This window comes from Streptomyces tateyamensis (assembly GCF_003205575.1).
Lineage (GTDB): Bacteria > Actinomycetota > Actinomycetes > Streptomycetales > Streptomycetaceae > Kitasatospora > Kitasatospora tateyamensis.
In genome coordinates this window covers 44,564-66,507 of sequence record NZ_PYBW01000109.1, presented here as the reverse complement: position 1 = coordinate 66,507, position 21,944 = coordinate 44,564, and the positions used below count along the sequence as shown (strand labels likewise).

Annotated in this window: 22 protein-coding genes; 16 read left to right on the top strand and 6 right to left on the bottom strand. The window is 73.5% G+C overall.

Annotated elements, in window-relative coordinates; translation table 11 throughout:
• Together C7C46_RS36000 and C7C46_RS26565 are read left to right on the top strand one after the other, a co-directional pair.
• A partial coding sequence (locus C7C46_RS36000; protein ID WP_220040693.1) for a hypothetical protein occupies window positions 1-232 on the top strand: 232 nt, incomplete at its 5' end.
• Between the two features lie 50 nt (window positions 233-282).
• Window positions 283-966: an NAD(P)-dependent oxidoreductase gene (locus C7C46_RS26565; protein ID WP_110672463.1), complete on the top strand. Its 684-nt coding sequence runs from the start codon at window positions 283-285 to the stop codon at window positions 964-966.
• 34 nt (window positions 967-1,000) lie between these two features.
• Here the strand turns inward: C7C46_RS26565 and C7C46_RS26560 are convergent, their stop codons facing one another.
• Together C7C46_RS26560 and C7C46_RS26555 are read right to left on the bottom strand one after the other, a co-directional pair.
• The gene (locus tag C7C46_RS26560) at window positions 1,001-1,735 is read right to left on the bottom strand and encodes a dienelactone hydrolase family protein (RefSeq protein ID WP_110672462.1); all 735 of its coding nucleotides are present in this window, start codon (window positions 1,733-1,735) and stop codon (window positions 1,001-1,003) included.
• Between the two features lie 277 nt (window positions 1,736-2,012).
• Window positions 2,013-2,735: a GntR family transcriptional regulator gene (locus C7C46_RS26555; RefSeq protein WP_110672461.1), complete on the bottom strand. Its 723-nt coding sequence runs from the start codon at window positions 2,733-2,735 to the stop codon at window positions 2,013-2,015.
• A gap of 345 nt (window positions 2,736-3,080) precedes the next feature.
• On the opposite strand from C7C46_RS26555, the gene C7C46_RS26550 reads away from it, so the two are divergent.
• Complete coding sequence (locus tag C7C46_RS26550; RefSeq protein WP_110672460.1) at window positions 3,081-3,266, top strand: hypothetical protein; 186 nt, start codon at window positions 3,081-3,083, stop codon at window positions 3,264-3,266.
• A 35-nt stretch (window positions 3,267-3,301) separates the two neighbouring features.
• Complete coding sequence (locus C7C46_RS26545) at window positions 3,302-3,604, top strand: hypothetical protein (protein ID WP_110672459.1); 303 nt, start codon at window positions 3,302-3,304, stop codon at window positions 3,602-3,604.
• Window positions 3,605-3,669: 65 nt separating this feature from the next.
• Here the strand turns inward: C7C46_RS26545 and C7C46_RS26540 are convergent, their stop codons facing one another.
• From C7C46_RS26540 to C7C46_RS26530, 3 genes are all read right to left on the bottom strand, one after another.
• On the bottom strand, window positions 3,670-4,275 hold the full coding sequence (locus tag C7C46_RS26540) for a hypothetical protein (protein ID WP_110672458.1): 606 nt from the start codon (window positions 4,273-4,275) through the stop codon (window positions 3,670-3,672).
• A 172-nt stretch (window positions 4,276-4,447) separates the two neighbouring features.
• Window positions 4,448-5,830 (bottom strand): MFS transporter, encoded by a 1,383-nt coding sequence (locus tag C7C46_RS26535; protein WP_110672457.1) that lies wholly within the window; start codon window positions 5,828-5,830, stop codon window positions 4,448-4,450.
• Window positions 5,827-6,630 (bottom strand): glycerophosphodiester phosphodiesterase family protein, encoded by an 804-nt coding sequence (locus tag C7C46_RS26530; RefSeq protein WP_245984962.1) that lies wholly within the window; start codon window positions 6,628-6,630, stop codon window positions 5,827-5,829. The genes C7C46_RS26535 and C7C46_RS26530 overlap by 4 nt, the downstream gene beginning before the upstream one ends.
• Window positions 6,631-7,066: 436 nt before the next feature.
• Here C7C46_RS26530 and C7C46_RS26525 point away from each other — a divergent pair, with 436 nt between their 5' ends.
• The gene (locus C7C46_RS26525) at window positions 7,067-7,954 is read left to right on the top strand and encodes a DMT family transporter (protein WP_110672455.1); all 888 of its coding nucleotides are present in this window, start codon (window positions 7,067-7,069) and stop codon (window positions 7,952-7,954) included.
• Window positions 7,955-8,058: 104 nt separating this feature from the next.
• On the opposite strand, the gene C7C46_RS26520 is transcribed toward C7C46_RS26525, so the two are convergent.
• Window positions 8,059-8,922, bottom strand: coding sequence for a helix-turn-helix transcriptional regulator (locus C7C46_RS26520; protein WP_110672454.1), 864 nt, complete (start codon window positions 8,920-8,922; stop codon window positions 8,059-8,061).
• A 272-nt stretch (window positions 8,923-9,194) separates the two neighbouring features.
• On the opposite strand from C7C46_RS26520, the gene C7C46_RS26515 reads away from it, so the two are divergent.
• From C7C46_RS26515 to C7C46_RS26465, 11 genes are all read left to right on the top strand, one after another.
• Complete coding sequence (locus C7C46_RS26515; protein WP_110672453.1) at window positions 9,195-9,392, top strand: hypothetical protein; 198 nt, start codon at window positions 9,195-9,197, stop codon at window positions 9,390-9,392.
• Window positions 9,393-9,519: 127 nt separating this feature from the next.
• Window positions 9,520-10,305 (top strand): thioesterase II family protein, encoded by a 786-nt coding sequence (locus tag C7C46_RS26510; protein WP_110672452.1) that lies wholly within the window; start codon window positions 9,520-9,522, stop codon window positions 10,303-10,305.
• Between the two features lie 77 nt (window positions 10,306-10,382).
• On the top strand, window positions 10,383-11,264 hold the full coding sequence (locus C7C46_RS26505) for an isocitrate lyase/PEP mutase family protein (protein WP_110672451.1): 882 nt from the start codon (window positions 10,383-10,385) through the stop codon (window positions 11,262-11,264).
• A complete protein-coding gene (locus C7C46_RS26500; protein WP_110672450.1) occupies window positions 11,261-12,184 on the top strand; it encodes a 3-oxoacyl-ACP synthase in 924 nt (307 codons plus the stop codon). Before C7C46_RS26505 ends, C7C46_RS26500 begins: the two co-directional genes overlap by 4 nt.
• A 117-nt stretch (window positions 12,185-12,301) precedes the next feature.
• The gene (locus C7C46_RS26495; protein ID WP_110672449.1) at window positions 12,302-14,488 is read left to right on the top strand and encodes an iron-containing redox enzyme family protein; all 2,187 of its coding nucleotides are present in this window, start codon (window positions 12,302-12,304) and stop codon (window positions 14,486-14,488) included.
• A gap of 11 nt (window positions 14,489-14,499) precedes the next feature.
• Window positions 14,500-15,693 carry an acyl-CoA dehydrogenase family protein gene (locus C7C46_RS26490; RefSeq protein WP_245984960.1) on the top strand — a complete coding sequence of 398 codons (1,194 nt, stop codon included), beginning with the start codon at window positions 14,500-14,502 and terminating at the stop codon, window positions 15,691-15,693.
• A 37-nt stretch (window positions 15,694-15,730) separates the two neighbouring features.
• Complete coding sequence (locus tag C7C46_RS26485) at window positions 15,731-16,855, top strand: cytochrome P450 (RefSeq protein ID WP_110672448.1); 1,125 nt, start codon at window positions 15,731-15,733, stop codon at window positions 16,853-16,855.
• A 135-nt stretch (window positions 16,856-16,990) separates the two neighbouring features.
• Entirely contained in the window at window positions 16,991-18,049 is a 1,059-nt protein-coding gene (locus C7C46_RS26480) for a saccharopine dehydrogenase (protein WP_110672447.1), read from the top strand.
• Window positions 18,042-19,226, top strand: coding sequence for a saccharopine dehydrogenase family protein (locus C7C46_RS26475; protein WP_110672446.1), 1,185 nt, complete (start codon window positions 18,042-18,044; stop codon window positions 19,224-19,226). Before C7C46_RS26480 ends, C7C46_RS26475 begins: the two co-directional genes overlap by 8 nt.
• Window positions 19,223-20,539 (top strand): ATP-grasp domain-containing protein, encoded by a 1,317-nt coding sequence (locus C7C46_RS26470; protein ID WP_110672445.1) that lies wholly within the window; start codon window positions 19,223-19,225, stop codon window positions 20,537-20,539. Before C7C46_RS26475 ends, C7C46_RS26470 begins: the two co-directional genes overlap by 4 nt.
• Window positions 20,529-21,794, top strand: a complete 1,266-nt coding sequence (locus C7C46_RS26465) for an MFS transporter (protein WP_110672444.1) — start codon at window positions 20,529-20,531, stop codon at window positions 21,792-21,794. Before C7C46_RS26470 ends, C7C46_RS26465 begins: the two co-directional genes overlap by 11 nt.
• Window positions 21,795-21,944: the final 150 nt, after the last annotated feature.

The following is a 21,944-nucleotide window of genomic DNA, read 5'->3' as shown; positions in this document are numbered from 1 at the left end:
GGAACTGCAGCCGCTGCGACGAGCTCGGAGCAGCAGCGCGTCCCTGCTCCCTGAGCGGATGCCAGGCTTCGGCGCTGCTGCCGTCACCCGCCCCACCGGGCGGGTGACGGCAGCAGCGCCGTTGCGTCGGCCCGTGGCCGCGGAGACGGATTTATCTGATCCGATGGCGTATTGCGATCATATGCGAATAAGGATTTCTTTCGTCAATTGCCTTTCTTTTCCCGGGTTATGATCGATATTCAGGGGGCGGCTCATGATTTCCCGGTGAATGAAGGAATCGATATGCATATCGGAGTATTCGGCGCCACCGGCGTCATCGGCAGCAGGGTGGTCGCCGAGGCGACCGAGCGCGGTCACCGGGTGAGCGCCTTCACCCGGGATCCGGCCCGCCTGGGCCAGGACACGGGTGCTGTGGAGTGGCGGGTCGCCGACGTGCTCGACCCGGAGAGCGTGGCCCGGGCCATCGGCGGCGTCGATGTGGTGGTGAGCGCCATCAACGCCGGGCGCGACTGGGAGGACGCGATCGCCAACGCCGGCGTCCTGCCCAAGGCCGCCGACTCGCTGCTGACCGCCCTGGAGCGCCACCCCGCCACCCGGGTGATCGCGGTCGGCGGAGCCGGCAGCCTGGAGGTGCGGCCCGGCCTGCAGTTCTGCGACGTGGACAACGTCGCCGACACGCTGCCGGACTCGCTCGGCGCCCCGCGCGAGTACATCTCCGTGGTCTGGGCCCACCGCGACGCGCTGAACCGCTTCCGCACCTCGAACCGGAACTGGACCTACGTCAGCCCCTCGGCCGGCCTGGTGCTGCCGGGCCAGCGGACGGGTCGCTTCCGGGTCGGCGGCAACCAACTGCTGGTCGCTGCAGACGGCACCAGTGACATCAGCGCCGAGGACCTCGCGATGGCGATCGTCGACGAGGCCGAACTCCCGCGGCACGTCCAGCGCCGCTTCACGGTGGGCTACTGAGGGCCCGTCCCGTCATCACCCGGCGCGGGCGGGGTCAGCCGTCGGTCAGGGCGCGGCCCAGCAGGGGGAGCAGGCGGTCCCAGTGGCGCTGCAGTGCGGCGGGGTCGAAGGCGTCGGTGTCGGACATGGTGAAGCCGTGGACGGCGCCGGGGTAGATCTCGGAGGTGTAGCTGACGCCTGCGGCATCCAGGGCCTGGTTGAGCTCGCCGAGGGCTGCCGGTGTCAGGTCGCCTTCGGCATGGCCGAGGTGGACCACGGCGGTGAGCTTGGTGAAGACGTCGGTCCCGTCGGCGCCGGCGGGACCGTGGAATCCGGCGACGGCGGCCACCTGGCCGGGGTGGGCCGCGGCGGTGCGCATCGCCAGCAGGGCGCCGATGCAGTAGCCCGTCACCGCGACCGGTCCGGCGCCGACCTTGGGCCGGTCGCTGAGGAACCTGAGGTAGGCGTCGGCGTCGCGCCGGGTGCGTTCGGCGGTGTGCGCCTCGATCATGGGCATCAGCTGGGCGAAGATCGCGGGTCGGGCTTCCGCGCCGATGTACTCGGGCAGCTCGATCACCGGGGTCGGGCCGTGCCGGTAGAAGATGTTGGGCACGAGCACGTAATACCCGTGCCCGGCCAGTTCGCCGGCCATCTCCCGCAGTACGGGCCGGATCCCGAAGCCGTCGGGGTACATCAGCACCCCGGGGTGCCGCCCGCCACCGTCGGGGAAGGCGGCGAACGCGTCGGCCTGGCCGTCGGGAGTGGGAATCAGCAGCGTTTGGGTGGGCATGAACTCTCCTGTCGAGGTTGACGTGTTGAGCCTGTGATCAACACGATGCAGGAGGCGCCCGAGCAGCGGCGCAGGATCCTCGGTCCACCAGCAGCCCGGTACCCACTCGTACGGCGCTCAGAAGAGCATCGGCTCGCCAATCCGTGTGTGGCACAGGGCCGTCCCGGTTGTCATGATGGCAACGTACCCACCGGACTGCGCCGATGCCAACCTCTCCAGAGGGCGCTGCGCAGGCCGGCGGCCACTGCCGGAGGCCGACGTGCTGGGTGAACTGCCCTTAGGCGCCGTATTCGTAACCGATCGTCAGTCGCGTCGGCAGGCACCACTCCGTGTACTGGATCACTCCGGAGTCGTCACCCCACCGGGTGGCTCCGGCCAAGATCGGTGCGCCGACGGTGAGTCCGAGCGCCGAGGCCTCGCGGGCGTCGGCGGCCCGGCCGTGCATGTCGTCGCGGGCCTCGGTGATGCGGCGTTCGGTCGCTTCGAGGACGCGAGCGGTGAGCCCGTCGTTCTTGCTCGCCGCAGTGCTGAGCAAGTCCGGCACCAGCACGGCGAACTGCGCCGGGAACCAGTCAACGGCGAACAGGGTCCGGACGCTGCTGCGGCCCGCCACGTACTCCCGCCGGACCACCTGGTCCCCGTGGTCGAGGTCGAAGAGATCGGCCACGTACACGGGCGGCACCACGAGTTGAGCGGCGGTCACGACACTGGTCTCCCCTTCCATGAAGGTCCGCATCGTGCCCTGGACCGCGAGGAGGCGATCGGCCGGGCTCGCTGTCGCGGGCGTCTCGTCGGCGACGAAGGTGCCGCGCGGACTGGTGCGGATCAGCTTCTCGACCTGGAGTTGGGACAGCGCCCTGCGCACCGTCTCGACGGCCACACCCCACTTGGCGGCGAGCTCCTTGTTGCTCGGCAGCTTCGCGCCGGCCGGAAGGGCACCCGTCAGGATCTGTCGCCGGTAGTGGTCAGTGATTCGGGTGAACGTCTTCTCAGCAGGCATGGGAGATCTCCGCAGGTGGTGCCGTGTGCTGTCAAAGCGGAGCGTACTAGTTGACCAGAATCGGTGGCGAGGCAACCTAGATTTCCGTCATAGTGAACTAGGTCACTCCTTGACGATCCGTCAGGAGTGCTGGTCGCGGCTGTGCGCTGCACGGCCGTTGTGGTGCGGCTGCCTCGATGGGAGTGAACTCGTCCGATGGACATGCGACGTGGCGATGGAGTGCGTCGGAGGTTCTGGCAGGTGTGCAGGCCTTCGGCGCGGCTCCGGAGCACGGTGCTCCGGGTGGCGGTGTGCCCGTTGGGATGGCCGAGTTGTCCGGTCTGCGCCACGAAGTGAGGAACGATCATGCACGAGAGCAAGATGACCCTGCGCGTCTACCGCATCGCCTCTGACGGAGAGCGTACCGAGTTGGGCGGGCGGGTCATCCAGGCCCGCGAGCCGCACGGAAGCCTGCTGGACACTGAACCGCCGTGCCGATGTGCGGGGTGTCTGCGAAAGCGCGAGCAGGACAGCCCCGACGAGGCGGCGTGACCGCGCCGTCCGACCACGACCGAAGGATCTGCACGATGACGGAGTTCGCTGTGCCCGGTCTCGACACCCCCTGGCGGGCGACCTGGTGGTTCGACGACGGCTCGGGCGGTTCCTGCGGCGCGGCGGTCGGTGCCGCCGCTATCCGTGCTGCTGTCGCGGCGGACAAGCCCACCGGGCAGCACGCTGCGGAGCTGGCTGTCGCCGTCATTCGGCAGGCGCGTGGGGTGTGCGAGACGGCCGTTCGCTGGATGTACGTGTCGCCGGAGGGCTTCGGTGGGGTGACCATCTGGTTCAACCCGGGCGCTGCGGTCAACATCCAGATGGCGGAGGAGGTTTGACGGGCTGTGCTGCCCGCTGCGGCGGTCTGCCGTCCCTCAGGCCGGCAGACCGCCTGGGGTCTTGGTCAGGACGCGACCGGGGCCTCCCCCTGGTCCACGGTGACCGGGATGCCGTTGCCTGCGGCCTGGGCCAGCTTGTCGTGCAGGGCCTTGGAGGCGGCTCCCTCGGCGGTGGTGGTGACCTGGACACCGGAGGCGTCGGTGGCGGGGGAGAAGGTGTAGAGCGGGAAGCCGAGCACGGTCGGGCCCAGGGCAGCGACCCGGTCGCGAGCGGCGTCCAGGGTTCGCTGGGAGTAGCGGCACCGGTAGAAGTCGAGCCGGTTCAGGTCGATGGTCGGGTCGGCCTTCTTGGCCGCCGCCGCGAGGGCCTGACCCCGGCTCAGGTCGGTGACGCACAGGGCGACCCGGCCGGCCGGGTAGTCGGTGATCTGTGAGCCCCACACGTCCGCGAAGGCGGCCCGGCCCTGCGCGCCGACCGCCTGGGAGAGCGCCTGGGCCTCGGGGGTGTTGGCAGGCGTCCCGCCGATGGTGGTCGGCGGCGCGCTGGGCCGGGCGCTCAGCCACTGCGCTTGGGTGGGGCAGGCGGCCGGCCCGCTCGGGTTGGCCGAGGGTGCGGCCTCGGCCGACCCGCTCGGGCCGGCCGAGGGTACGGGGCGGGCCTGCTCGACCACGGTCGTTCTGCTCGCGCCGCATCCGGCGAGGGCGGCACAGGCGAGCAGGAGGGAGGCAAGGCGGACTGACGGGGACACGTTGACTCCAGGGGCAACCAAGTCCGGTACACGGCTGCCGCTCTGACGCACCTGCCGGGCGCGGGGTTCCCGGCCCCGGCCCCGGCCCCGGGACTCAGAGCCGCTCGGGGACCGGGTTGCCGACGGCTTCGATGGCGCGGCGGACCGGGACCTTGAGCAGGACCGCGAAGCCGATGACGAAGAAGACCAGGAGCGAGATGATCGCGGAGCGGTAGCTGCCGGTGATCTGGTAGGCCAGGCCGAAGACCAGCGGGCCCATCCAACTGGTGCCGCGGTCGCTGACCTTGTAGACGCTGAAGTACTCGGCTTCCTTGCCCGCCGGGATGAGGTGGGAGAAGAGCGAGCGGGACAGCGCCTGGCTGCCGCCGAGCACCAGGCCGATCATCGCGGCCAGCGCGAAGAACCAGGCGGGCTTGTGGGCGGGCATCAGGTAGCCGAGGGCGAGGGTGACGACCCAGCCGACCAGGGAGCCGAGGATGGTGCGCTTGGCGCCGTAGCGGCGGGCGATCCGGCCCAGCAGCAGGGCGCCGCCGATGGCGACGATCTGGACCAGCAGGACGGCGGCGACCAGCGAGGTCTGGCCCATCCCGAGCTCCTCGCTGCCGAACAGCGAGGCCTGCGAGACCACGGTCTGGATGCCGTCGTTGTAGCAGAGGAAGCCGGCCAGGAAGAGCAGCGTGAGGGGGTACTTGCGCATGCCGCGCAGGGTCTGGCCGAGCTCGCGCAGGCTGCCGGCAGTGGCGCGGTCGGCGTGGTCGGCACGGGGCCGGGCGGGGGCGGCGCCGGCCCGGGAGGGCAGCCGGAAGAGCGGGACCAGGGTGAACAGCGCCCACCACAGGCCGGCCGAGGCCAGGCAGATCCGTACCGCGGTGCCCTCGGAGACACCGAGCGCGTCGTGGCCCTCGAAGAGCGCGAGGTTGACGATCAGCAGCAGGCCGCCGCCCGCGTAGCCGTAGGCCCAGCCCTTGGAGGAGACCGCGTCCCGCTCGTCGGGGGCGGCCAGGCCCGGCAGGTAGGCGTAGGAGAGCGCGACCGAGACCGCGTACGAGATGTTGGCGATCACCAGCAGCCCGCCGCCGAGCAGGTAGCGGTGGCCGCCGAGGAAGAACATCGCCATCGTGGCCAGCGCGCCGACGTACGCGAAGCCGCACATCAGCTCCTTGTGCCGCCCGGTGCGGTCCGCGACGGTACCGACCAGCAGCATCACGGCGACCGAGAGCAGCACGGAGAGCGAGACCGTGTACGGGAAGAAGGACCCGGCCCGCACGGTCAGGCCAAGCGGGTGCACGTTGCCCGCCGGATCGGCCGCGTCCTTGGCGATCGAGGTCAGGTAGGGCCCGAGGAACACCGTCAGGACCGAGGCCGAGAAGGCGGCGTTGGCCCAGTCGTTGATGTACCACCCGAACTGCATCCGGCGCAGGGCGCGGACGTCGGGGGCGGCTGCCTGGTGGTCCGGCAGGTCGGTCGCGGTGCTCATGAGGGTCCTTGAACCGTGCTGGAGCCGGTGCTGCTGTCGGTCCAGCAGCCGCGCTCGGTGAGGACGTCCCGCAGGACGTCGATGCGATCGGCCATGATGCCATCCACACCCAGGTCCAGCAGAGACCTGATCCGTGTGGGCTCGTCCACAGTCCAGACGTGGACCTGCAGGCCGAGGCGGTGGGCGGCGCGGACGAAGGCCCGGTCGACCACCCGGACACCCCGGTGCCGCTCCGGCACCTGGGCGCAGACGCCGGACCACGGCGCGCCGCGCCCGGGGAGCAGCGGGCCGGCCAGCGAGCGCAGGCGCAGTCGGGCCACCTCGCGCGGGCCCAGCGAGGTGGCCAGCCGCGGACCGGCGGCCGCGCGGACGGCCGCCAGGCGGCTGTCGGAGAAGCCGCCGACGCAGACCCGGTCCCAGGCGCCGGTGCGCCGGACCGCCGCGACCAGCGGCTCGACGGCCGGCGCCGCCTTCACGTCGATGTTGAACCGGGCCTCGGGGAACGAGCCGAGCAGGTCCTCCAGCAGCGGGATCGGCTCGGTGCCGCCGATCCGGGCCTCGCCGACCGTGCGCCAGGGCAGCTCGGCCACGGCGCCGGTGTGGTCGGTGACCCGGTCGAGGCGGGTGTCGTGGAAGGCGAGCAGCACGCCGTCGGCGGTCGCGTGCACGTCCGTCTCCAGGTACCGGTAGCCGAGGTCGACGGCGGCGGCGAACGCGGCGAGCGAGTTCTCGGGGTGACCGAGATCACCGCCCCGGTGGGCGAAGGCGAGTGGCCCTGGGTGGTCGAGGAAGGGGTGCATCGAGGGCTCCGGGGCGGTGCGAGGGGCGGCAGGTCGGGGCCGGCCGCACCCCTCTGGGTCCTGGGTCTGAGACAGCATAGGGGATGCTGTCTCAGCCTCGGGTGGGCGCCGGTGGACCCGGGCGGCCCCGGAGGGCCGAGGGGCCGTCAGGCCAGCCGCCCCAGTTGGTCCGCCGACCCGCTGTCGAGCCGTGCGCCAGCTCCGGGTGGGCCGCGTTCGGGTCCCGCGCCTTGGTCGGCGGGTCAGGCTGCGCCCGCTGTGCACGATGGGCACGCTGCGGGCGCAGCGGGCGCTGGGGCGGATCGGCAGCGGCGGGACGGCCGAGAGTTCGATCGGCTGAACGGGCGGCGAACGTGCAGGCCAGCTGCCCAGGTTGCGGGTTTCGGAGCCGTCTGACGCCCGTTCGGCGACGGTAATCCGCGCTAACTTTGCGCCCATGGATGTGACCACGACAGCTGTAGGAACGAAGATCGACGTCAAGGTCGTCGCGGCCGCCTCGACCACGGTGGTGCTCTGGGCCTCCGCTTTCGTCGCGATCCGCGACGCGGGCAGCGCCTTCGGGCCGGGCGCGCTCGCGCTGGGCCGACTGGTGACCGGTGCGGTGGCGCTGCTCGCGCTGCTGCTGGCGCGCGGCGAGGGGCTGCCACCGCGGGCCGCCTGGCCCGGGATCGCGGCCTCCGGGCTGCTCTGGTTCGGCCTCTACATGGTCGCGCTGAACTGGGGCGAGAAGAAGGTCGATGCGGGAACCGCCGCGATGGTGGTCAACATCGGCCCGGTGCTGATCGCGCTGCTCGGCGGCTGGCTGCTCAAGGAGGGGTTCCCGAGCCGGCTGCTGGCCGGGATGGCTGTCTCGCTGGTCGGCGCGGTGGTGGTGGGCGCCTCGATGAGCAGCGGCGGCTCCAACTCGGTGCTCGGCATCGCGCTGTGCGTGCTGGCCGCCGCCACCTACGCGGCCGGGGTGGTGAGCCAGAAGCCGGCGCTGCGGCACGCCTCGCCGCTGCAGACCACCGCGTTCGGCTGCCTGGTCGGGGCGGTGGCCTGCCTGCCGTTCACGCCGCAGCTGCTCGACCAGCTCGGGCGCGCGCCGCTGCACGCCACCCTGGACATGGTCTACCTCGGCCTGTTCCCGACCGCCCTGGCCTTCACCACCTGGGCCTACGCGCTCTCCCGCACCACCGCGGGCAAGATGGGCGCGACCACCTACGCCGTGCCGGCCCTGGTGGTGCTGATGTCCTGGGCCGTTCTCGGCGAGGTGCCCGGCCTGCTCACCCTGCTCGGCGGGGCGCTCTGCCTGGGCGGCGTGGCGGTCTCCCGGCGCCGCTGACCGCGCCGCTGTCACGGCACGGGTCGCTGCCAGGCGCGGCTGCCAAGCGCCGCTGTCACGGGTCGCTGCCACGGGGCCGCGCGGGGGTGGGCTCCCGCGCGGCCCTACAGCACCAGCGTGGTCTCGCTGCGGCCCAGCAGGTAGCCCAGGTGCAGCCGGTTCTTCGCGCCCAGCCCGTCCTTGATGGCGGCCACGTGCGCCTGCAGCGAGCGCTCGCTGATGCCCAGCCGGCGGGCGATCACCTTGTCGGAGTGCCCCTCCACCAGGAGCCGCCGGATCGACTCGCGGATCGCCGGGACCACCTCCGGCGCCGCCTGCGCGGCGTGGATGGGGACGAACGGGAACACCTCCGCCCGGTCCCAGGAGCGCTCGAAGACGTCGCTGAGGAAGCGCACCACCGAGGGCTCGGTGATCATCGAGGCCTCGGTGCGGTCCTCGTTGGCCGAGATGAACGCGGTGCTGCGGTCGATCACGATCAGCCGGTCGAAGAACTCGGCCAGGGTGCGCACCTGGACGCCGTGGTCGGTCACCGTGCGGACGTAGTTCTTGGTGGCCTCGTCGAACCGGGTGGTGTGCTGGTAGAGGGTGCGCATGGCCACCCCGCCGGCGATCTGACGGCGCACCGACTCCAGTGCCTCCTCCAGCACCGCGCCGGGCCTGGGGCCGTCGGGCTGGGCGGTGAGGATCTCCCGCCGGGCGTCCCCGAGCGCCGTCTGGATGGTCCGGTTGATCTCGGGCAGCCCGTGCAGGTAGACCACGCCCTGCGGAGCCGGTTCCCCCACTGCCGCCGGCGCGGCCTGGGCCGCCTGGTTCTGCTGGTCCTGCTGTTTGGTCAACTGCGCCAGCGCCAGCTTGAGCGCGGCCTCCAACAGGTTCTCGCTCAGGCCCTGGGCCTGCGGTTCCGTCCCTGGCTGGGACAGCCCTTCGGTACCGACGTGTGTGTCCGGTTCGCGCGACTCTGCGCCCATATAGACCCCTCGGTTACCTGCAATGCGTAGACCCGAACCATCCTAGGTCTGGAGCCGTGAAGCCAGCCAGGGGAAGGTTGGTCATGCGGGCGGCGGAACTCCCGGGGGGACCGCGGAAGACGCCGCCTCGCATCTGAACTCAGCGTATGCGCAAGGGAATTGAGCTCCGCTCAGTGGATTTGACGCAACGCATTAATTCCGGAATTGACGCCTGGTCAGCGCTGTCCGGAAAACCCCTTCCCCGATCTTCGCTTTCCCGAAAGAGGTCTGCCATGCGCCAGCACGCTTCGGTTCGAATCCTGGCCCCGCTCTTCCTGGTCCTGGCCCCGGTGGCCGGCGTCCTCGCCAGTGCCGAACTGACCCACGCCACCGCGCCGGCCGCCGTGCAGGACCGCGCTGACGTGGGCTGGAACAACACTCCGGTCGGCGGCACCAGCACCCCGGCGCCGACCCCCACGCCCACCGCCTGACCCGTCCCGGCCGAGGTGCCGTCAGCCACTCCCGGCCGACGCCCCGTCAAGCCCGTCCCGGCCGAGGTGCCGTCAGAACCGTTCCGGCGCCCGGCGCCGACAGATCCGAAGAGAGCAGTCCGCTGCCATGTCCGACTCACCGTGGTTCGTCTCCCGCCCCACCGCCGGCCTGGCCCCGTACCTGGTCTACTGCTTCCCGCACGCCGGCGGCAACGCCCGCTCCTTCCTCGGCTGGCAGTCCCGGCTGGGGTCCGACGCCGAACTGGTCGGCGTCTGCGCCCCGGGCCGCGGCCTGCGCCTGGCCGAGCCGGCTCCGGCCACCATCGCCGAGCTCGCCGAGGGTGCCGCCCGGGCCATCGCGGCCGCTGCCGACCGCCCGTTCCTGCTCTTCGGCCACAGCTTCGGGGCCGTGCTGGCCTTCGAGGTGGCCCGCCGGCTGCGCGAGCAGCCGCTGCTGCGCCACCTGGTGGCCTCCGGCTGCGCCGCGCCCCGGTTGCTGCCCAGCGAGCGGGTGCGCCGCACGGCCGAGCTGACCGGCCAGGACTTCACCGAGGCGGTCTCCTTCTTCGGCGGCCTGCCGCCCGAGGTGCTGGCCGAGCCCGAGCTGCAGGAACTGCTGCTGCCGGGGCTGGCCGCCGACTTCCGCCTGGTCTCCGGCTACCGCTACCAGCCCGCCGCGCCGCTGCAACTGGGCATCTCGCTGGTCAACGGCCGGGAGGACCCGCACGTCGGGCCGGCCGAACTGCGCCACTGGGAGCACGAGTCGGTGCTGCCGCTGCGCTACCACTGGGCCGACGGCGGCCACTTCTACTTCAACCCCGACCCGGCCCCCGCGGTCGACCTGCTGCGCTCACTCGTTCGTGCGGACTCCGGCGCGCCGAGCCCGCGGGAAGAACACGTCGAACTTATCTAGTTGTGCCGCCGTCACCACGGGTACCGGTACCCCCGGCAAACCCAGGCACCCCGCGCCACAACAGAGAGGATCCTGCGATGCAGTCCGCCACCGCAGACCAGAACCGCCGCGCCCGGGCATTTCGCGCACTGCACGAAGGGCCGGACGCGTTCGTGATCCCCAATCCGTGGGACGCGGGCTCCGCCAAGCTGCTGGCCGGGCTCGGGTTCGCCGCGCTGGCCACCACCAGCGGCGGGCTGGCCTTCTCGCTGGGCCGCCCGGACGGGGACAACCAGGTCAGCCGCGCCGAGGCGCTGGCCAACGCCGCGGACATCGTCGCCGCGACCGCGCTGCCGGTCGCCGCCGACCTGGAGAGCGGCTACGGGCCGACCCCCGAGGACGTGGCGCAGACCATCCGGCTGGCCGCCGAGGCCGGCCTGGTCGGCGGCTCGATCGAGGACGCCACCGGGGACCCGTCGGCCCCCGTGCTGGCACCCGAGGCCGCCGCCGAGCGGGTGCGGGCCGCGGTGGAGGCGGCGCGCGCGCTGGACTTCCCGTTCACCGTCACCGCGCGGGCCGAGAACTTCCTGTACGGCCGCCCCGACCTGAAGGACACCATCGCCCGCCTGCAGGCGTACCAGGAGGCCGGCGCGGACGTGCTCTACGCCCCCGGCCTGCCGGACGCCGCCGCGGTGCGCGCGGTCTGCGAGTCCGTCGACCGCCCGGTCAACGTGCTGGCCGCGGCCGGCGGACTGGACCTGGGCGTCGCGGAGCTGGCCGAGCTCGGCGTGCGCCGGATCAGCCTGGGCTCGGCCCTGGTCCGGGCCGCGCTGGGCGGACTGCTGGCGGCCGCCGAGGAGGTGCGCACCACCGGGACCTTCGGGTTCACCGCACGGGCCGTGCCGTACGCCCGGGCCAACGAGATCTTCACCGAGCTGTCCGAGCCGCACCGACCCCCGAAGGGTGAGACATCATCATGAGTACGCTGCAGGCTCCGCGGTACGTCCTCGGCGAGGAGGAGCTGGACCACACCGAGGTGGAGTGCCTGGCCGAGCGGGCCGCGGAGCTGCGGATGGTGCCCAAGGCGGCGCTCTGGGGCTGGGGCTCGGTGCGCCGCACCGGCCGCGGCCTGGCCGACCTGGCGATCGAGACCGGCGCCGCCACGCTGCGGGCGGCCGGCACGGACCCCGGCTCGGTGGACGCGCTGCTCCTGTGCTCCACCCGGTTCCCGGGCGGCCCGCGCACCCACGGCCGCTTCGTGGAGCGGATCCTGACCGGGCTCGGCCTGGACCGCGCGGCGTTCCTCGGGATCACCCTGAACCGCTGCACCAACCTGCTGGTCGCGCTGGACACCGCGCACGCGCTGGTCACCGCCGGCCGCTACCGCCGGATCCTGGTGGTCACCACGGACCGGGTCGAGGACGAGAAGGAGCGGATGGAGAGCTTCGCGCTCTTCAGCGACGGGGCGGCCAGCTGCCTGGTCACCGCCGACGCCGACGCCGAGTCCGGGGCTGCCGGGTACCGGATCCGCTCCACCGCCAGTGCCCAGGAGGCGGCCGCGCTGGACTGGTCGCACGAGATCAGTGCGGACCTGGCCAAGGAGGCCAACGCGCGCCTGCTCGCCCCGCACGGGCTGGCGGTGGCGGAGCTGGACGGGCTGCTGCACGCCAACCTCTTCCTGCCGCTGGTCGTCATGAAGGAACGTCAGGCCGGTTTCACCGCCGAGCAGTTGTACACCGCGAACATCACCCGGCTGGGGCACTGCTTCGCCGCGGACCCGCTGGTCAACCTGGTCGACCAGGAAGCGGGGGGCCTGCTGCGGGACGGCGGGCACTACCTGGCCGCGGTGAGCGTGCCCGGCTCCCGGGTCGCCGTCCTGCTCCAGCGCCAGGCCGGCTGACCGCCCCGCCGACCCCTCGTCAGCCGAGTCACCCTCGCCAGCCCCTTCCGCCGCGCTGCCCGCCGTCCGTGGGTCGCCCCGGCGCGCCCTGCCACGCCACCGTCCGATGGAGTGCCCGTGTACGCCCACCAGACCCACGAACTCGACGACCTGACCACCTCGCTGCCCCGGGGCGGCTTCGAATTCAGCCCGGCCGCCCAGGCCGAGGCCGAGGCCGTGCTGGCCACCGGGCCGGCCGGGATCTACACCCGCCTGCTGGCCGACCAGGAGACCGAGGCCACCCTGCTGGTGGCCCGCCGGGTGCTGGCCGCCTTCCTGGCCGACCAGCAGGACCGGCCCGCCGAGCCGGTCACCGCCGCCGCGCTCGCCGCACTGGTGGCCGAGGCCCGCGCCGAGCTGGCCCCGCAGGTGGCCCGGCTGACCGCCGACCCCGCCACCAAGGCCGTCGCGCTGCGCGGCCGGGCCCCGGTGGCGCTGCTGGCCGGGTGCTGGCTGGACACCGTCTCGCAGCCCGCCACCCAGCCCGCGATCGTGGTGAACCGGCTGTACGCCCAGTACTTCGAGCACAAGGGCCAGGGCCGCCCGCAGCAGTCGGTGCTCCAGCAGCGCCGCCGCGCGCTGGAGGACGCCGGGGTGCTGCTGCCGCAGGTCGAGGAGGCGGACTTCCTGACCCGGGCCCGGGCCCGCCCGCTGGCCGCCCTGCACGGCGCCTTCCTGCTCGCCCTCTCCCGGCTGCCCGCCGCCTTCCTGCCCGAGGTGGTCGGCGTCCAGTACGCCTTCCACGCACTCGGCCTGGACGACCTGCTGAACGGGACCGAGCCGCCCCTTGCGGTCGAGGAACTGCTCACCGAGTACGTCGAGTTGACCGACCGTTCGGACACCGGTGCCGAGGACCGGCAGCGGCTGGCCGGTGCGGTGCGGCTGCTGGTCCGGATCGAGCGCGAGCAGCTCGCGCTGCTCACCGAACTGGTCGACCACCGGGCCGGGATGTCGCTGGACGCCCGGGTCGCGGAGATCGTCGAGCGGCACCGCCCGTACGCCGGGCGCCAGCACAAGAACGTGAAGATCGGCGGCGAGCTGCTCTCCGAGACCTTCGCCGACCCGCAGTTCGACCTGGCCGCCTTCATGGCCGAGTTCCGGGCCTCGCGCCAGCTGCGCCCGCTGCGGGGCGGCGGCTGCCCGTTCACCCGCGCGGTGAAGTTCGGCGGCCCGATGTTCGGCATCTTCGACGAGGCCGAGGCCGCCGCCTTCAAGGAGTGGGCCGCCGCGGTGGCCGCCGGTGAGCTGGCCGGCGAGCCGCTGCGCCCCGACACCAGCGGCGACCGGCCGGCCGCCCACTGGCAGCGGGCCGTGCTGGCCGCCGCGCCGAAGGACCTGCGCTTCGCCGAGGCCGCGCCGGCCGACGACCGGGAGTTCTTCCACCGGCTGGTCAACATCGAGCAGTACCCCAACACCCTGGAACTCGCCGCCCGCACCGCCGAGGAGGGCCTGGCCCGGGCCGAGCTGCTCTTCGCCCACGGCGCCGGCGGCCGCTACACCGACGCCAGTTGGCTCGACTACAGCCCCGAGGCGCTGCTGGAGCGGGTGGACCGGATCTACTGGGACAAGCTGGTCGGGCCGTTCCGCCCGCTGCAGGAGCTGCCCGACCGCGACGAGGTGATCTTCCACCAGAAGACCTTCGCGCTCGGCAGCCTGATCGACGGCACCTGGGCCTACCGGATCGGCAACCTGGGCCGCTACCAGCGCCAGGCCGACGCGATGCTGTTCTCCATCTACGCCGACGAGATGGGCCGCGGCGAGCTCGCCAAGAACCACATCACGCTGATCCGCCAGGTGCTGGCCAGCATGGACGTGCAGCTGCCGCACATCCGCTCGGCCGAGTTCCTGGAGCAGGGCGAACTCCCGGACGAGCTCTACCGGTTCTCCATCCACCAGATCTGCCTGGCGCTGTTCCCGGACCGGCTGCACAGCGAGATCCTCGGCTACAACCTGGGCATCGAGATGTTCGGCCTCGGCGAGATGCGGCTGCACGAGGTGCAGAAGCTGCGCCGGTACAACCTCGACACCGGGTACGAGGAAGCCCACCTGTCGATCGACAACTTCTCGGCCGGGCACGCCCGCCAGTCCGCCGAGATCATCATCTCCCACCTGGACGGGGTGCGCCGGGAGGCCGGCCAGGCCGCGGTGCGGCGCGAGTGGCGCCGGATCTGGCGCGGCTACGCCTCCTTCGCCTGGTTCGTGGAGCACCACCTGGTCAACTCGCTGGCCACCGAGGCCGACACCGCCGACGACCTGGTCATCTGAGGAGCCCCGCCGTGACCCCCAACTCGCTGACCCCCAACGCCCTGGACCCCGACATCCTCCGGCTGCCCTTCTACACCGACGCGCACCGCGACCGGGCCCGGCGGCTGGCCCAGTGGTGTGAGGAGCAGGCCCCGCTCTGGACCGAACTGCGCACCGACGACCCGGACAAGGCGGTGCGCCGGGCGCTGGCCGCGCTCGGCGGGGCCGGCTGGCTGGACTTCCTGGCCGCCGCCGAGCCGGGCAGCGACGGTGACTGCCGCGCGGTCTGCCTGGCCCGTGAGGCGCTCGCCTACGCGGAGGACCTGGCCGACTTCGCCTTCTCGATCCAGGTGCTCTCGGCCACCCCCATCCTGCGCCACGGCAGCCCCGAGCAGCGGCAGCGCTACCTGCCGGGCTTGGCGGCCGGCACCCTGGCCGGCGCCTTCGCGGTCTCCGAGGAGCAGGCCGGCTCGGACGTCGCCGCGGTGGCGCTGACCGCCGAGCGCGACGGAGCGCAGTACGTGCTGAACGGCGCCAAGGCCTGGATCGCCAACGGCACCGTGGCGGACGTGGTCTGCGTGATCGCCCGCACCGGCGAGGGGCCCGGGCCGCTGGGCCTGACCGCCTTCCTGGTCCCCGGGGACACCCCGGGCCTGCGGGTGCGCGAGCCGATCGAGGCGATGGCACCGCGGCCCTTCGCCCACCTGGTCTTCGAGGACTGCCGGGTGCCCGCCGACGCGGTGCTCGGCCGGCCCGGGCGCGGCTTCGTGGTGGCGATGGACCTGCTGGAGCGGGCCCGGGTGACGGTCGGCGCGGCCGCGCTCGGCTTCGCCCGGCGGGCCGCCGACGCCGCGCAGGCGCACGTGCGCCGACGGGCCATCTACGGCGGGGTGCTGTTCGACCTGCCCACGGTCAAATTCGAACTGGCCGACATGGAAGTGCAGTTGAACGCCGCTTCGCTGCTGGTCGGGCGGGCCGCCTGGGAGCTCGACCAGGGCCACCGGGGCTTCGCCAAGCACTCCAGCATCGCCAAGCTGCACGCCACCGAGGCCGCCCAGCGGATCGTGGACCGCTGCGTGCAGCTGCACGGCGCGGCCGGCCTGGTCGCGCAGAGCCTGCCCGAACGGCTGTACCGGCAGGTCCGGGCGCTGCGTGTCTACGAGGGCGCTTCCGAGGTTCAACAGCTGACCATCGCCGGTGCGCTGGACGCGCGCCGGGCCCGCTGACCCGCCGTCAAGACCCACTGCGAGGAGCACCCCCGCCATGCAGACCCCGACGAACCCGGTCGAGGCCGTCCGGCATCCCGACCCCTACCCGTACTACGCCCGGCTGACCGCCGAGCGCCCGTTCGGCTTCGACGCGGAGCTGGGCCTGTGGGTGGCCGCCGACGCCGCCTCGGTGACCGAGGCGCTGACCGCCGGGGAGCTGCGGGTCCGCCCGCCCGCCGAGCCGGTGCCGGCCGGCCTGGTCGGCACCGCGGCCGGCGAGGTGTTCGGCCGGCTGGTCCGGATGACCGACGGGCCGGACCAGCAGCGCCTCAAGCAGGTGGTGACGGCCGCGCTGGCCGAGGCCGACCCGGCGGACGCGGCGAAACTGGCGGCTGCCCGGACCGGACAGAGCCTGGCACGGACCGGCCGGCCCGACCTGGCGGAACTGATGTTCGCCGTGCCGGCCCAGGTGGTGGCCGCGCTCTGCGGGCTGGACGCCGGGCTGGAGCCGGAGGCGGCCCGGTTGGTCGGGGACTTCGTGCAGTGCATCCCCGCCGGGGCCACCTCGGCCCAGCAGCAGGCGGCCGCGCTCGCCGCGGCCCGGCTGTGCGAGCTGCTCGGACCGCAGCTGGACGGGGCCGGGGCGGGCGGGCTGCTGGCCGGGCTGGTGCGGGCGGCGGTGCGCCAGGACTGGGCCGACCGGGCACCGCTGCTGGCGAACGCGGTGGGGTTCCTGTCGCAGACCTACGACGCGACGGCCGGGCTGATCGGCAACGCGCTGCGGGCGCTGCGGCGCCACCCGGGCGGCGAGCTCGCGGGAGTGGTGCGGGAGGTGGTGCGCCACGACGCGCCGATCCAGAACACCCGCCGGTTCGCCGCCGAGCCGTGCCGGATCGGCGGGGCCGCGGTGGCGGCCGGGGAGGCGGTGCTGGTGGTGCTGGCGGCCGCGAACCGGGACCCGGCGGTGAACCCCGAGCCGGCCGTGTTCGATCCGGGGCGGGTGGCGCCGGCCGTCTTCACCTTCGGCGCGGGGGCCCACCGGTGCCCGGGTGCCGAGCTGGCGGTGGCGATCGCGGAGGGCGTGCTGACCGAGCTGCTGGCCCACGGCTTCGACCCCGCCGTCCTGCCTGAACATCCGCAGTACCGGGCCCTGCCGAACGCGCGCATCCCGATCCTCTGAGACCTCGTTCGACCGCGACCGCAGGCGGCCGCCCGAGCTGACCCTCCCTCAGCCCCACAGGCCGGGGGAGGGGCCGGCGGGCGGGTGCGGGACAGCTTATGACGTGATCATGCCATTAATGGAAGGACCAGACCGATGGCAGAACAGCCGCAGCTGTGGATCCGGCACGAGGTGCGAGCCTCCGAGCGGCGGGCGCCGCTGGTGCCGCAGGATGCCCGGCGCTTGGTGGAGCTGGGGTTCCGGCTGACCGTGGAGGAGTCGCCGCAGCGGGTGTTCCCGCTCGAGGAGTACCTGGCGGCCGGCTGCACGGCGGCCCCGGCGGGCTCCTGGACCACCGCCCCCGAACAGAGCTACGTGCTCGGCCTCAAGGAGCTGCCCGAGCACCCCGAGCAGCTGACCCACCGGCACATCTTCTTCGGGCACGCCTACAAGGGCCAGCAGGGCAGCCGCGAGCTGCTCGCCCGGTTTTGCCGCGGCGGGGGCGAGCTGCTGGACCTGGAGTACCTGGTGGACGACGCCGGCCGCCGGCTCGCCGCCTTCGGCTACTGGGCCGGCTACGTGGGCGCCGCGCTCGGCGTGCTCCAGGCCCGGGGCCGGCTGACCGCCCCGCTGCGCCCGCTCGCCAAGGCCGAGCTGGACGACCAGCTGCGCCACTCGATGCGCGAGGGCTCCCCGGACGCGCTGGTGATCGGCGCGCTCGGCCGGTGCGGGCGCGGCGCGGTGGACGCCCTGGAGGTGGCCGGCCTCGCCGCCACCTGCTGGGACGTGGCCGAGACCCGCGCACTGGACCGGACCGCGCTGCTCCACCACGACCTGCTGGTCAACACCGTGCTGACGACCCGTCCGATCCCCCCGTTCCTGCGTCCGACCGATCTCGAGGAGCGCGGGCGCCGGCTCGCCCTGGTGGTGGACGTCACCTGCGACGTCACCTCCGACCTCAACGTGCTGCCGGTCTACCGCACCGTCACCGAGTGGGCCGACCCGGTGCGCCGGCTGCACCAGGACCCGCCGCTGGACCTGATCGCCATCGACAACCTGCCCTCGCTGCTGCCCGCCGAGGCCAGCCGGGCCTTCTCCGCCGAACTGGTCGGCCCGCTGCGCACCCTGGCCGACCCGGACTCGCCCTGGCGGCACTGCCGGGCCGACTTCGAGACCGCCTGTCGCGCCCACCACCTGGAGGCCGTCCATGTCTGACCGAACCGAGTCCGACCGAACCGAGGGCGTGCGCACCGTGCACTGGATAGGCACCGGCCTGTCCACCGGCCGCAGCGGCCTGGAGCTGCTGCTCGACCACGGCGCCCGGCTGGTCCTGTGGGGCCGCACCGCCGAGAAGGCCGAGCAGTGCCTGGCCGAGCGCGGCCTGGCCGGCCGGGCGGCGGCCCGCGCGCTGGACGAGCAGGCGCTGGCCGCCGAGCTGGCTCCGGGCGACGTGCTGGTCTCCATGCTCCCCGCCGCCCACCACACCGCGCTGCTGCGGCTGGCGCTGGAGTGCGGCGCGCACTTCGCCTGCTCCAGCTACGTCTCCCCGGAGCTCGCCGAACTGGCCGCCACGGCGAAGCAGAGCGTGGTCCTGACCGAGGCCGGCCTGGACCCGGGCATCGACCACCTGATGGCCCACCGCCTGGTCGAGCTCGGCCGGGCGGCGGCCGGGGACGCCGTCGCCACCGCCGACTTCACCTCCTACTGCGGCGGCCTGCCCGCCGAACCCAACGAGTTCCGCTACCGGTTCAGCTGGGCCCCGCTCGGGGTGCTGAACGCGCTGCGCTCGCCGGCCCGCTACCTGCGCGACTGGCAGCTGCACACCGCCACCCGCCCCTGGCAGGCGACCACCGACTATCCGGTCGGCGCCGAACGCTTCGAGGTCTACCCGAACCGGGACAGCCTGCCGTTCGCCGAGCAGTACGGCTTCCCGTACCACTGGCGCAAGCGCTCCTTCGTCCGCGGCACGCTGCGCCCCGCGGGCTGGCGGGCCGCCTGGGCCGAGGTCTTCGCCACCGTGGAGACCGGCGACGACGAGCGGATCGCCGCCCTGGCCGCCGAGTTGGCGCAGCGCCACCCGATGCGCGAGCAGGACCGGGACCGGGTGGTGCTGGCCGTCGCGCTCGACCTGGACTGGGTCGAGGGCGCCTGGTCCGGCAGCTGCCTGCTCGACCTGTACGGCGACGAGCGGGAGAGCGCGATGGCCCGGCTGGTCTCGCTGCCGCTGGCCTTCGGGATCACCCGGATCCTCGACGGCGCCCTCGCCCCGGGGCTGAACCGCGCCGCCGAGTCCGCCCAGGAGGCCGAGCGCTGGCTCGACTTCCTGGCCGGCCGGGGCCTGACCACCGAACTGCGCACCACCGAACGCACCGCCCAAGGAGCACCCCGATGAACGACCGACGACCCCCGGCCTTCGTGCTGACCGGAGCCTTCTGGGTGGTCTGCCGCAACCCGCGCTACCTGCAGGAGCTGGCCGCCCGCGGCCTGAAGATCCTGCTGGTCACCCCGCGCGGCTGGCGCGAGCCCGCGCTGGCGGCCCAGGCCGACCCGGCGAACCCGGCCGCACTGATCGACGAGATAGCCTTCGTGGACGGCGAGTTGAACCAGGACGGCTCGTTCACCGCGGGCGTGCTGGCCCGCGCCGCCGACTGGCGGGCCCGCTACCGGATCACCGGCGCCTACGCCGTCGGCGAGACCCTGGTGGAGCCCACCGGCCTGCTGGCCGACGCGCTCGGCCTGCCCGGACCGGGCCTGCGGGCCACCCGGGTGTGCCGCTCCAAGCCGCTGCAGCGCTGGTACCTGCCGGAGTTCGCCCCGGCCGGCGCGGTGCTGCCTGCCGCCGAGCGGGCCGCCTTCGACCCGCACTCGGTCAGCTACCCGGCGGTGGTCAAGCCGGCTGCCCGGCACTCCAGTTCGGGTGTGGTCACGGTCGACGACGCCGCCGCGCTGGCGGCCCGGCTGGGCGGGTACCCGGCGCACGAGACGCTGCTGGTGGAGCAGAAGGTGGTCGGCCAGGAGTACTCGGTGGAGAGCCTGGTGCAGGAGGGCAAGGTGCTCTTCGCCTCGGTCACCCGCAAGACCACCACCGAGTCGCACGCGGCCACCTTCGTCGAGCTCTCGCACTCGGTGCCCAGCGCCCCGCAGGCCGTGGACGCCACCCTGCTGGCCGCCAACGCCCGGCTGCTGGAGACGCTGGCCTTCGGCAGCGGGATCGCGCACGCCGAGTGGCGGGTGGGCGCGGCCGGCCGGCCGGTGCTGGTGGAGGTCGCGGCCCGTACCCCGGGCGACGGGCTGCTGGCGCTGTACCGGCTGGCCACCGGGCGGCCGCTGGAGCCGGAGATCGTGCGCCTGGCGCTCGGCGAGCCGGCCGACTACCCCGAGCCTCGGCGCTGGACCCGCCAGGTGTACCTGGAGCACGAGCAGGGCGAGCTGGCCGAGGTGCGGGTCGACTGGCCCGGCATCGAGCCGGTCTGGCTCGGCGAGGCCGGCGTCTGGCCGGACCCCGCGGTCGGGGCTGCGGGCGAGCCGGGCGCGCTGCGCGCGGTGCTGGTGCTCAAGGAGCGCGGCAGCCGGCTCGGCCCGCTGGAGAGTTCCGAGGACCGGGCGGTCTGCTTCCTGATCGACGCCCCGTCACCCGAGGCGCTGGACGCGCTGGAGCAGCGGGTGCGCGCGGCGGTGCGGATCGAGGTGCGCGATGTCGACTGACACCGCGCCGGTCGAGGTCCTCGCCCCGCCCGCCCCGCCCCGGGCCACCGTCTGGGCCACCTTCCAGCAGGCGCCGCTCGCGGTGAAGACCGTGCTGGCCGGCGTGCTGGTGAACCGGCTGAGCGGCTTCCTCAACGTCTTCCTGGTGCTCTTCCTCACCTCCAAGGGCTACTCCACGGCCGAGACCGTGCTGGCGCTCGGCGTGTACGGCGGCGGCGCCGTGCTCGGGGTGCTGGTCGGCGGCTCGCTGGCGGACCGCCTCGGCGTGCGCAACGCCACCGTGGCCAGCATGGGCACCACCGCCCTGCTCACCGCCGCGCTGCTCTACCTGCCCGGCTACGGCACGCTGATGGCCGCGGTCGGCCTGGCCAGCCTGGGCGCCCAGGTCTTCCGGCCCGCCTCGGCCACCCTGCTCGCCGAACTGACCCCGGACGAGCGGCAGGTGATGGTCTTCGCGATGTACCGCTTCGGCCTCAACCTGGGCGCCACCGCCGCCCCGCTCGTCGGCTTCTGGCTCTACCACGCGGGCCACGACCGGTACGTCCTGCTGTTCTGGGGCGAGGCGCTGATCGCGCTGGCCTACGCGGCGCTGGCGCTGGCCACCCTGCCGGCCGGCACCCGCCACCGGGGAGCCGGCGCCGACACCGGGTCGGCCGCGCAGTCCGCGGCGGCGCAGGCCGGCGGCTACCGCGCGGTGCTCGCCGACCGCCGCTACCTGCGCTACCTGGCCGCCGCCTTCTGCCACGCCGTGGTCTACGTGCAGTACCTGTCCACGCTGCCCATGTTCGTCCAGGACCGGAAGCTGGCGATCGTCTGGTACACGGTGGCCGTCTCGCTCAACGGCTTCGTGGTGATCGCCTTCGAGCTGCTGGTCACCCGGCTCGCCCAGTCCTGGCCCGCCAGGATCACCATCGGGCTGGGGTTCGCCCTGGTCGGTGCCGGGGTCGCCTGCTACGCCCTGCCGATCGGACCGGCCGCGATCGTGATCGGCACCCTGGTCTGGTCGATCGGCGAGATCATCGGCGGCCCCACCGTCTTCGCCTACCCGGGTACCGCCGGACCCGAGCAGCTGAAGGGCCGTTACATCGGCAGCTTCCAGTTCATGTTCGGCCTGGGCAGCGCGGTGGGCCCGATGGTCGGCGGCTGGCTCTACCTGCAGGCCGGCGGGCTGGTCTGGCCGCTGCTGGGGCTCGGCTCGCTGCTCGCCACCGTCCTGGGCCTGGCCGCCGTGCGGCCCGCCCCGAAGACCGCCTGACCCCACCCCGGACCACGAACCCCGCCTCGGCCCCACTGACCCCACGTCAGTCCGCCGACCCCGTGCCCGCCCACTGATCCCGCGTCATCCCCCAACCCCCTCGGACGCGCCCGCCCCGCGGGCAGAGCGCTGCGCCCGCTTCTCCACCTT

What these genes read in the sequence shown, in the direction of transcription:
- C7C46_RS26565 (WP_110672463.1), top strand. Translation starts at nt 283, where the DNA reads ATGCATATCGGAGTATTCGGCGCCACCGGCGTCATCGGCAGCAGGGTG.
- C7C46_RS26560 (WP_110672462.1), bottom strand. Translation starts at nt 1,735, where the DNA reads ATGCCCACCCAAACGCTGCTGATTCCCACTCCCGACGGCCAGGCCGAC.
- C7C46_RS26555 (WP_110672461.1), bottom strand. Translation starts at nt 2,735, where the DNA reads ATGCCTGCTGAGAAGACGTTCACCCGAATCACTGACCACTACCGGCGA.
- C7C46_RS26550 (WP_110672460.1), top strand. Translation starts at nt 3,081, where the DNA reads ATGCACGAGAGCAAGATGACCCTGCGCGTCTACCGCATCGCCTCTGAC.
- C7C46_RS26545 (WP_110672459.1), top strand. Translation starts at nt 3,302, where the DNA reads ATGACGGAGTTCGCTGTGCCCGGTCTCGACACCCCCTGGCGGGCGACC.
- C7C46_RS26535 (WP_110672457.1), bottom strand. Translation starts at nt 5,830, where the DNA reads ATGAGCACCGCGACCGACCTGCCGGACCACCAGGCAGCCGCCCCCGAC.
- C7C46_RS26530 (WP_245984962.1), bottom strand. Translation starts at nt 6,630, where the DNA reads ATGCACCCCTTCCTCGACCACCCAGGGCCACTCGCCTTCGCCCACCGG.
- C7C46_RS26525 (WP_110672455.1), top strand. Translation starts at nt 7,067, where the DNA reads ATGGATGTGACCACGACAGCTGTAGGAACGAAGATCGACGTCAAGGTC.
- C7C46_RS26520 (WP_110672454.1), bottom strand. Translation starts at nt 8,922, where the DNA reads ATGGGCGCAGAGTCGCGCGAACCGGACACACACGTCGGTACCGAAGGG.
- C7C46_RS26515 (WP_110672453.1), top strand. Translation starts at nt 9,195, where the DNA reads ATGCGCCAGCACGCTTCGGTTCGAATCCTGGCCCCGCTCTTCCTGGTC.
- C7C46_RS26510 (WP_110672452.1), top strand. Translation starts at nt 9,520, where the DNA reads ATGTCCGACTCACCGTGGTTCGTCTCCCGCCCCACCGCCGGCCTGGCC.
- C7C46_RS26505 (WP_110672451.1), top strand. Translation starts at nt 10,383, where the DNA reads ATGCAGTCCGCCACCGCAGACCAGAACCGCCGCGCCCGGGCATTTCGC.
- C7C46_RS26500 (WP_110672450.1), top strand. Translation starts at nt 11,261, where the DNA reads ATGAGTACGCTGCAGGCTCCGCGGTACGTCCTCGGCGAGGAGGAGCTG.
- C7C46_RS26485 (WP_110672448.1), top strand. Translation starts at nt 15,731, where the DNA reads ATGCAGACCCCGACGAACCCGGTCGAGGCCGTCCGGCATCCCGACCCC.
- C7C46_RS26480 (WP_110672447.1), top strand. Translation starts at nt 16,991, where the DNA reads ATGGCAGAACAGCCGCAGCTGTGGATCCGGCACGAGGTGCGAGCCTCC.
- C7C46_RS26475 (WP_110672446.1), top strand. Translation starts at nt 18,042, where the DNA reads ATGTCTGACCGAACCGAGTCCGACCGAACCGAGGGCGTGCGCACCGTG.
- C7C46_RS26470 (WP_110672445.1), top strand. Translation starts at nt 19,223, where the DNA reads ATGAACGACCGACGACCCCCGGCCTTCGTGCTGACCGGAGCCTTCTGG.
- C7C46_RS26465 (WP_110672444.1), top strand. Translation starts at nt 20,529, where the DNA reads ATGTCGACTGACACCGCGCCGGTCGAGGTCCTCGCCCCGCCCGCCCCG.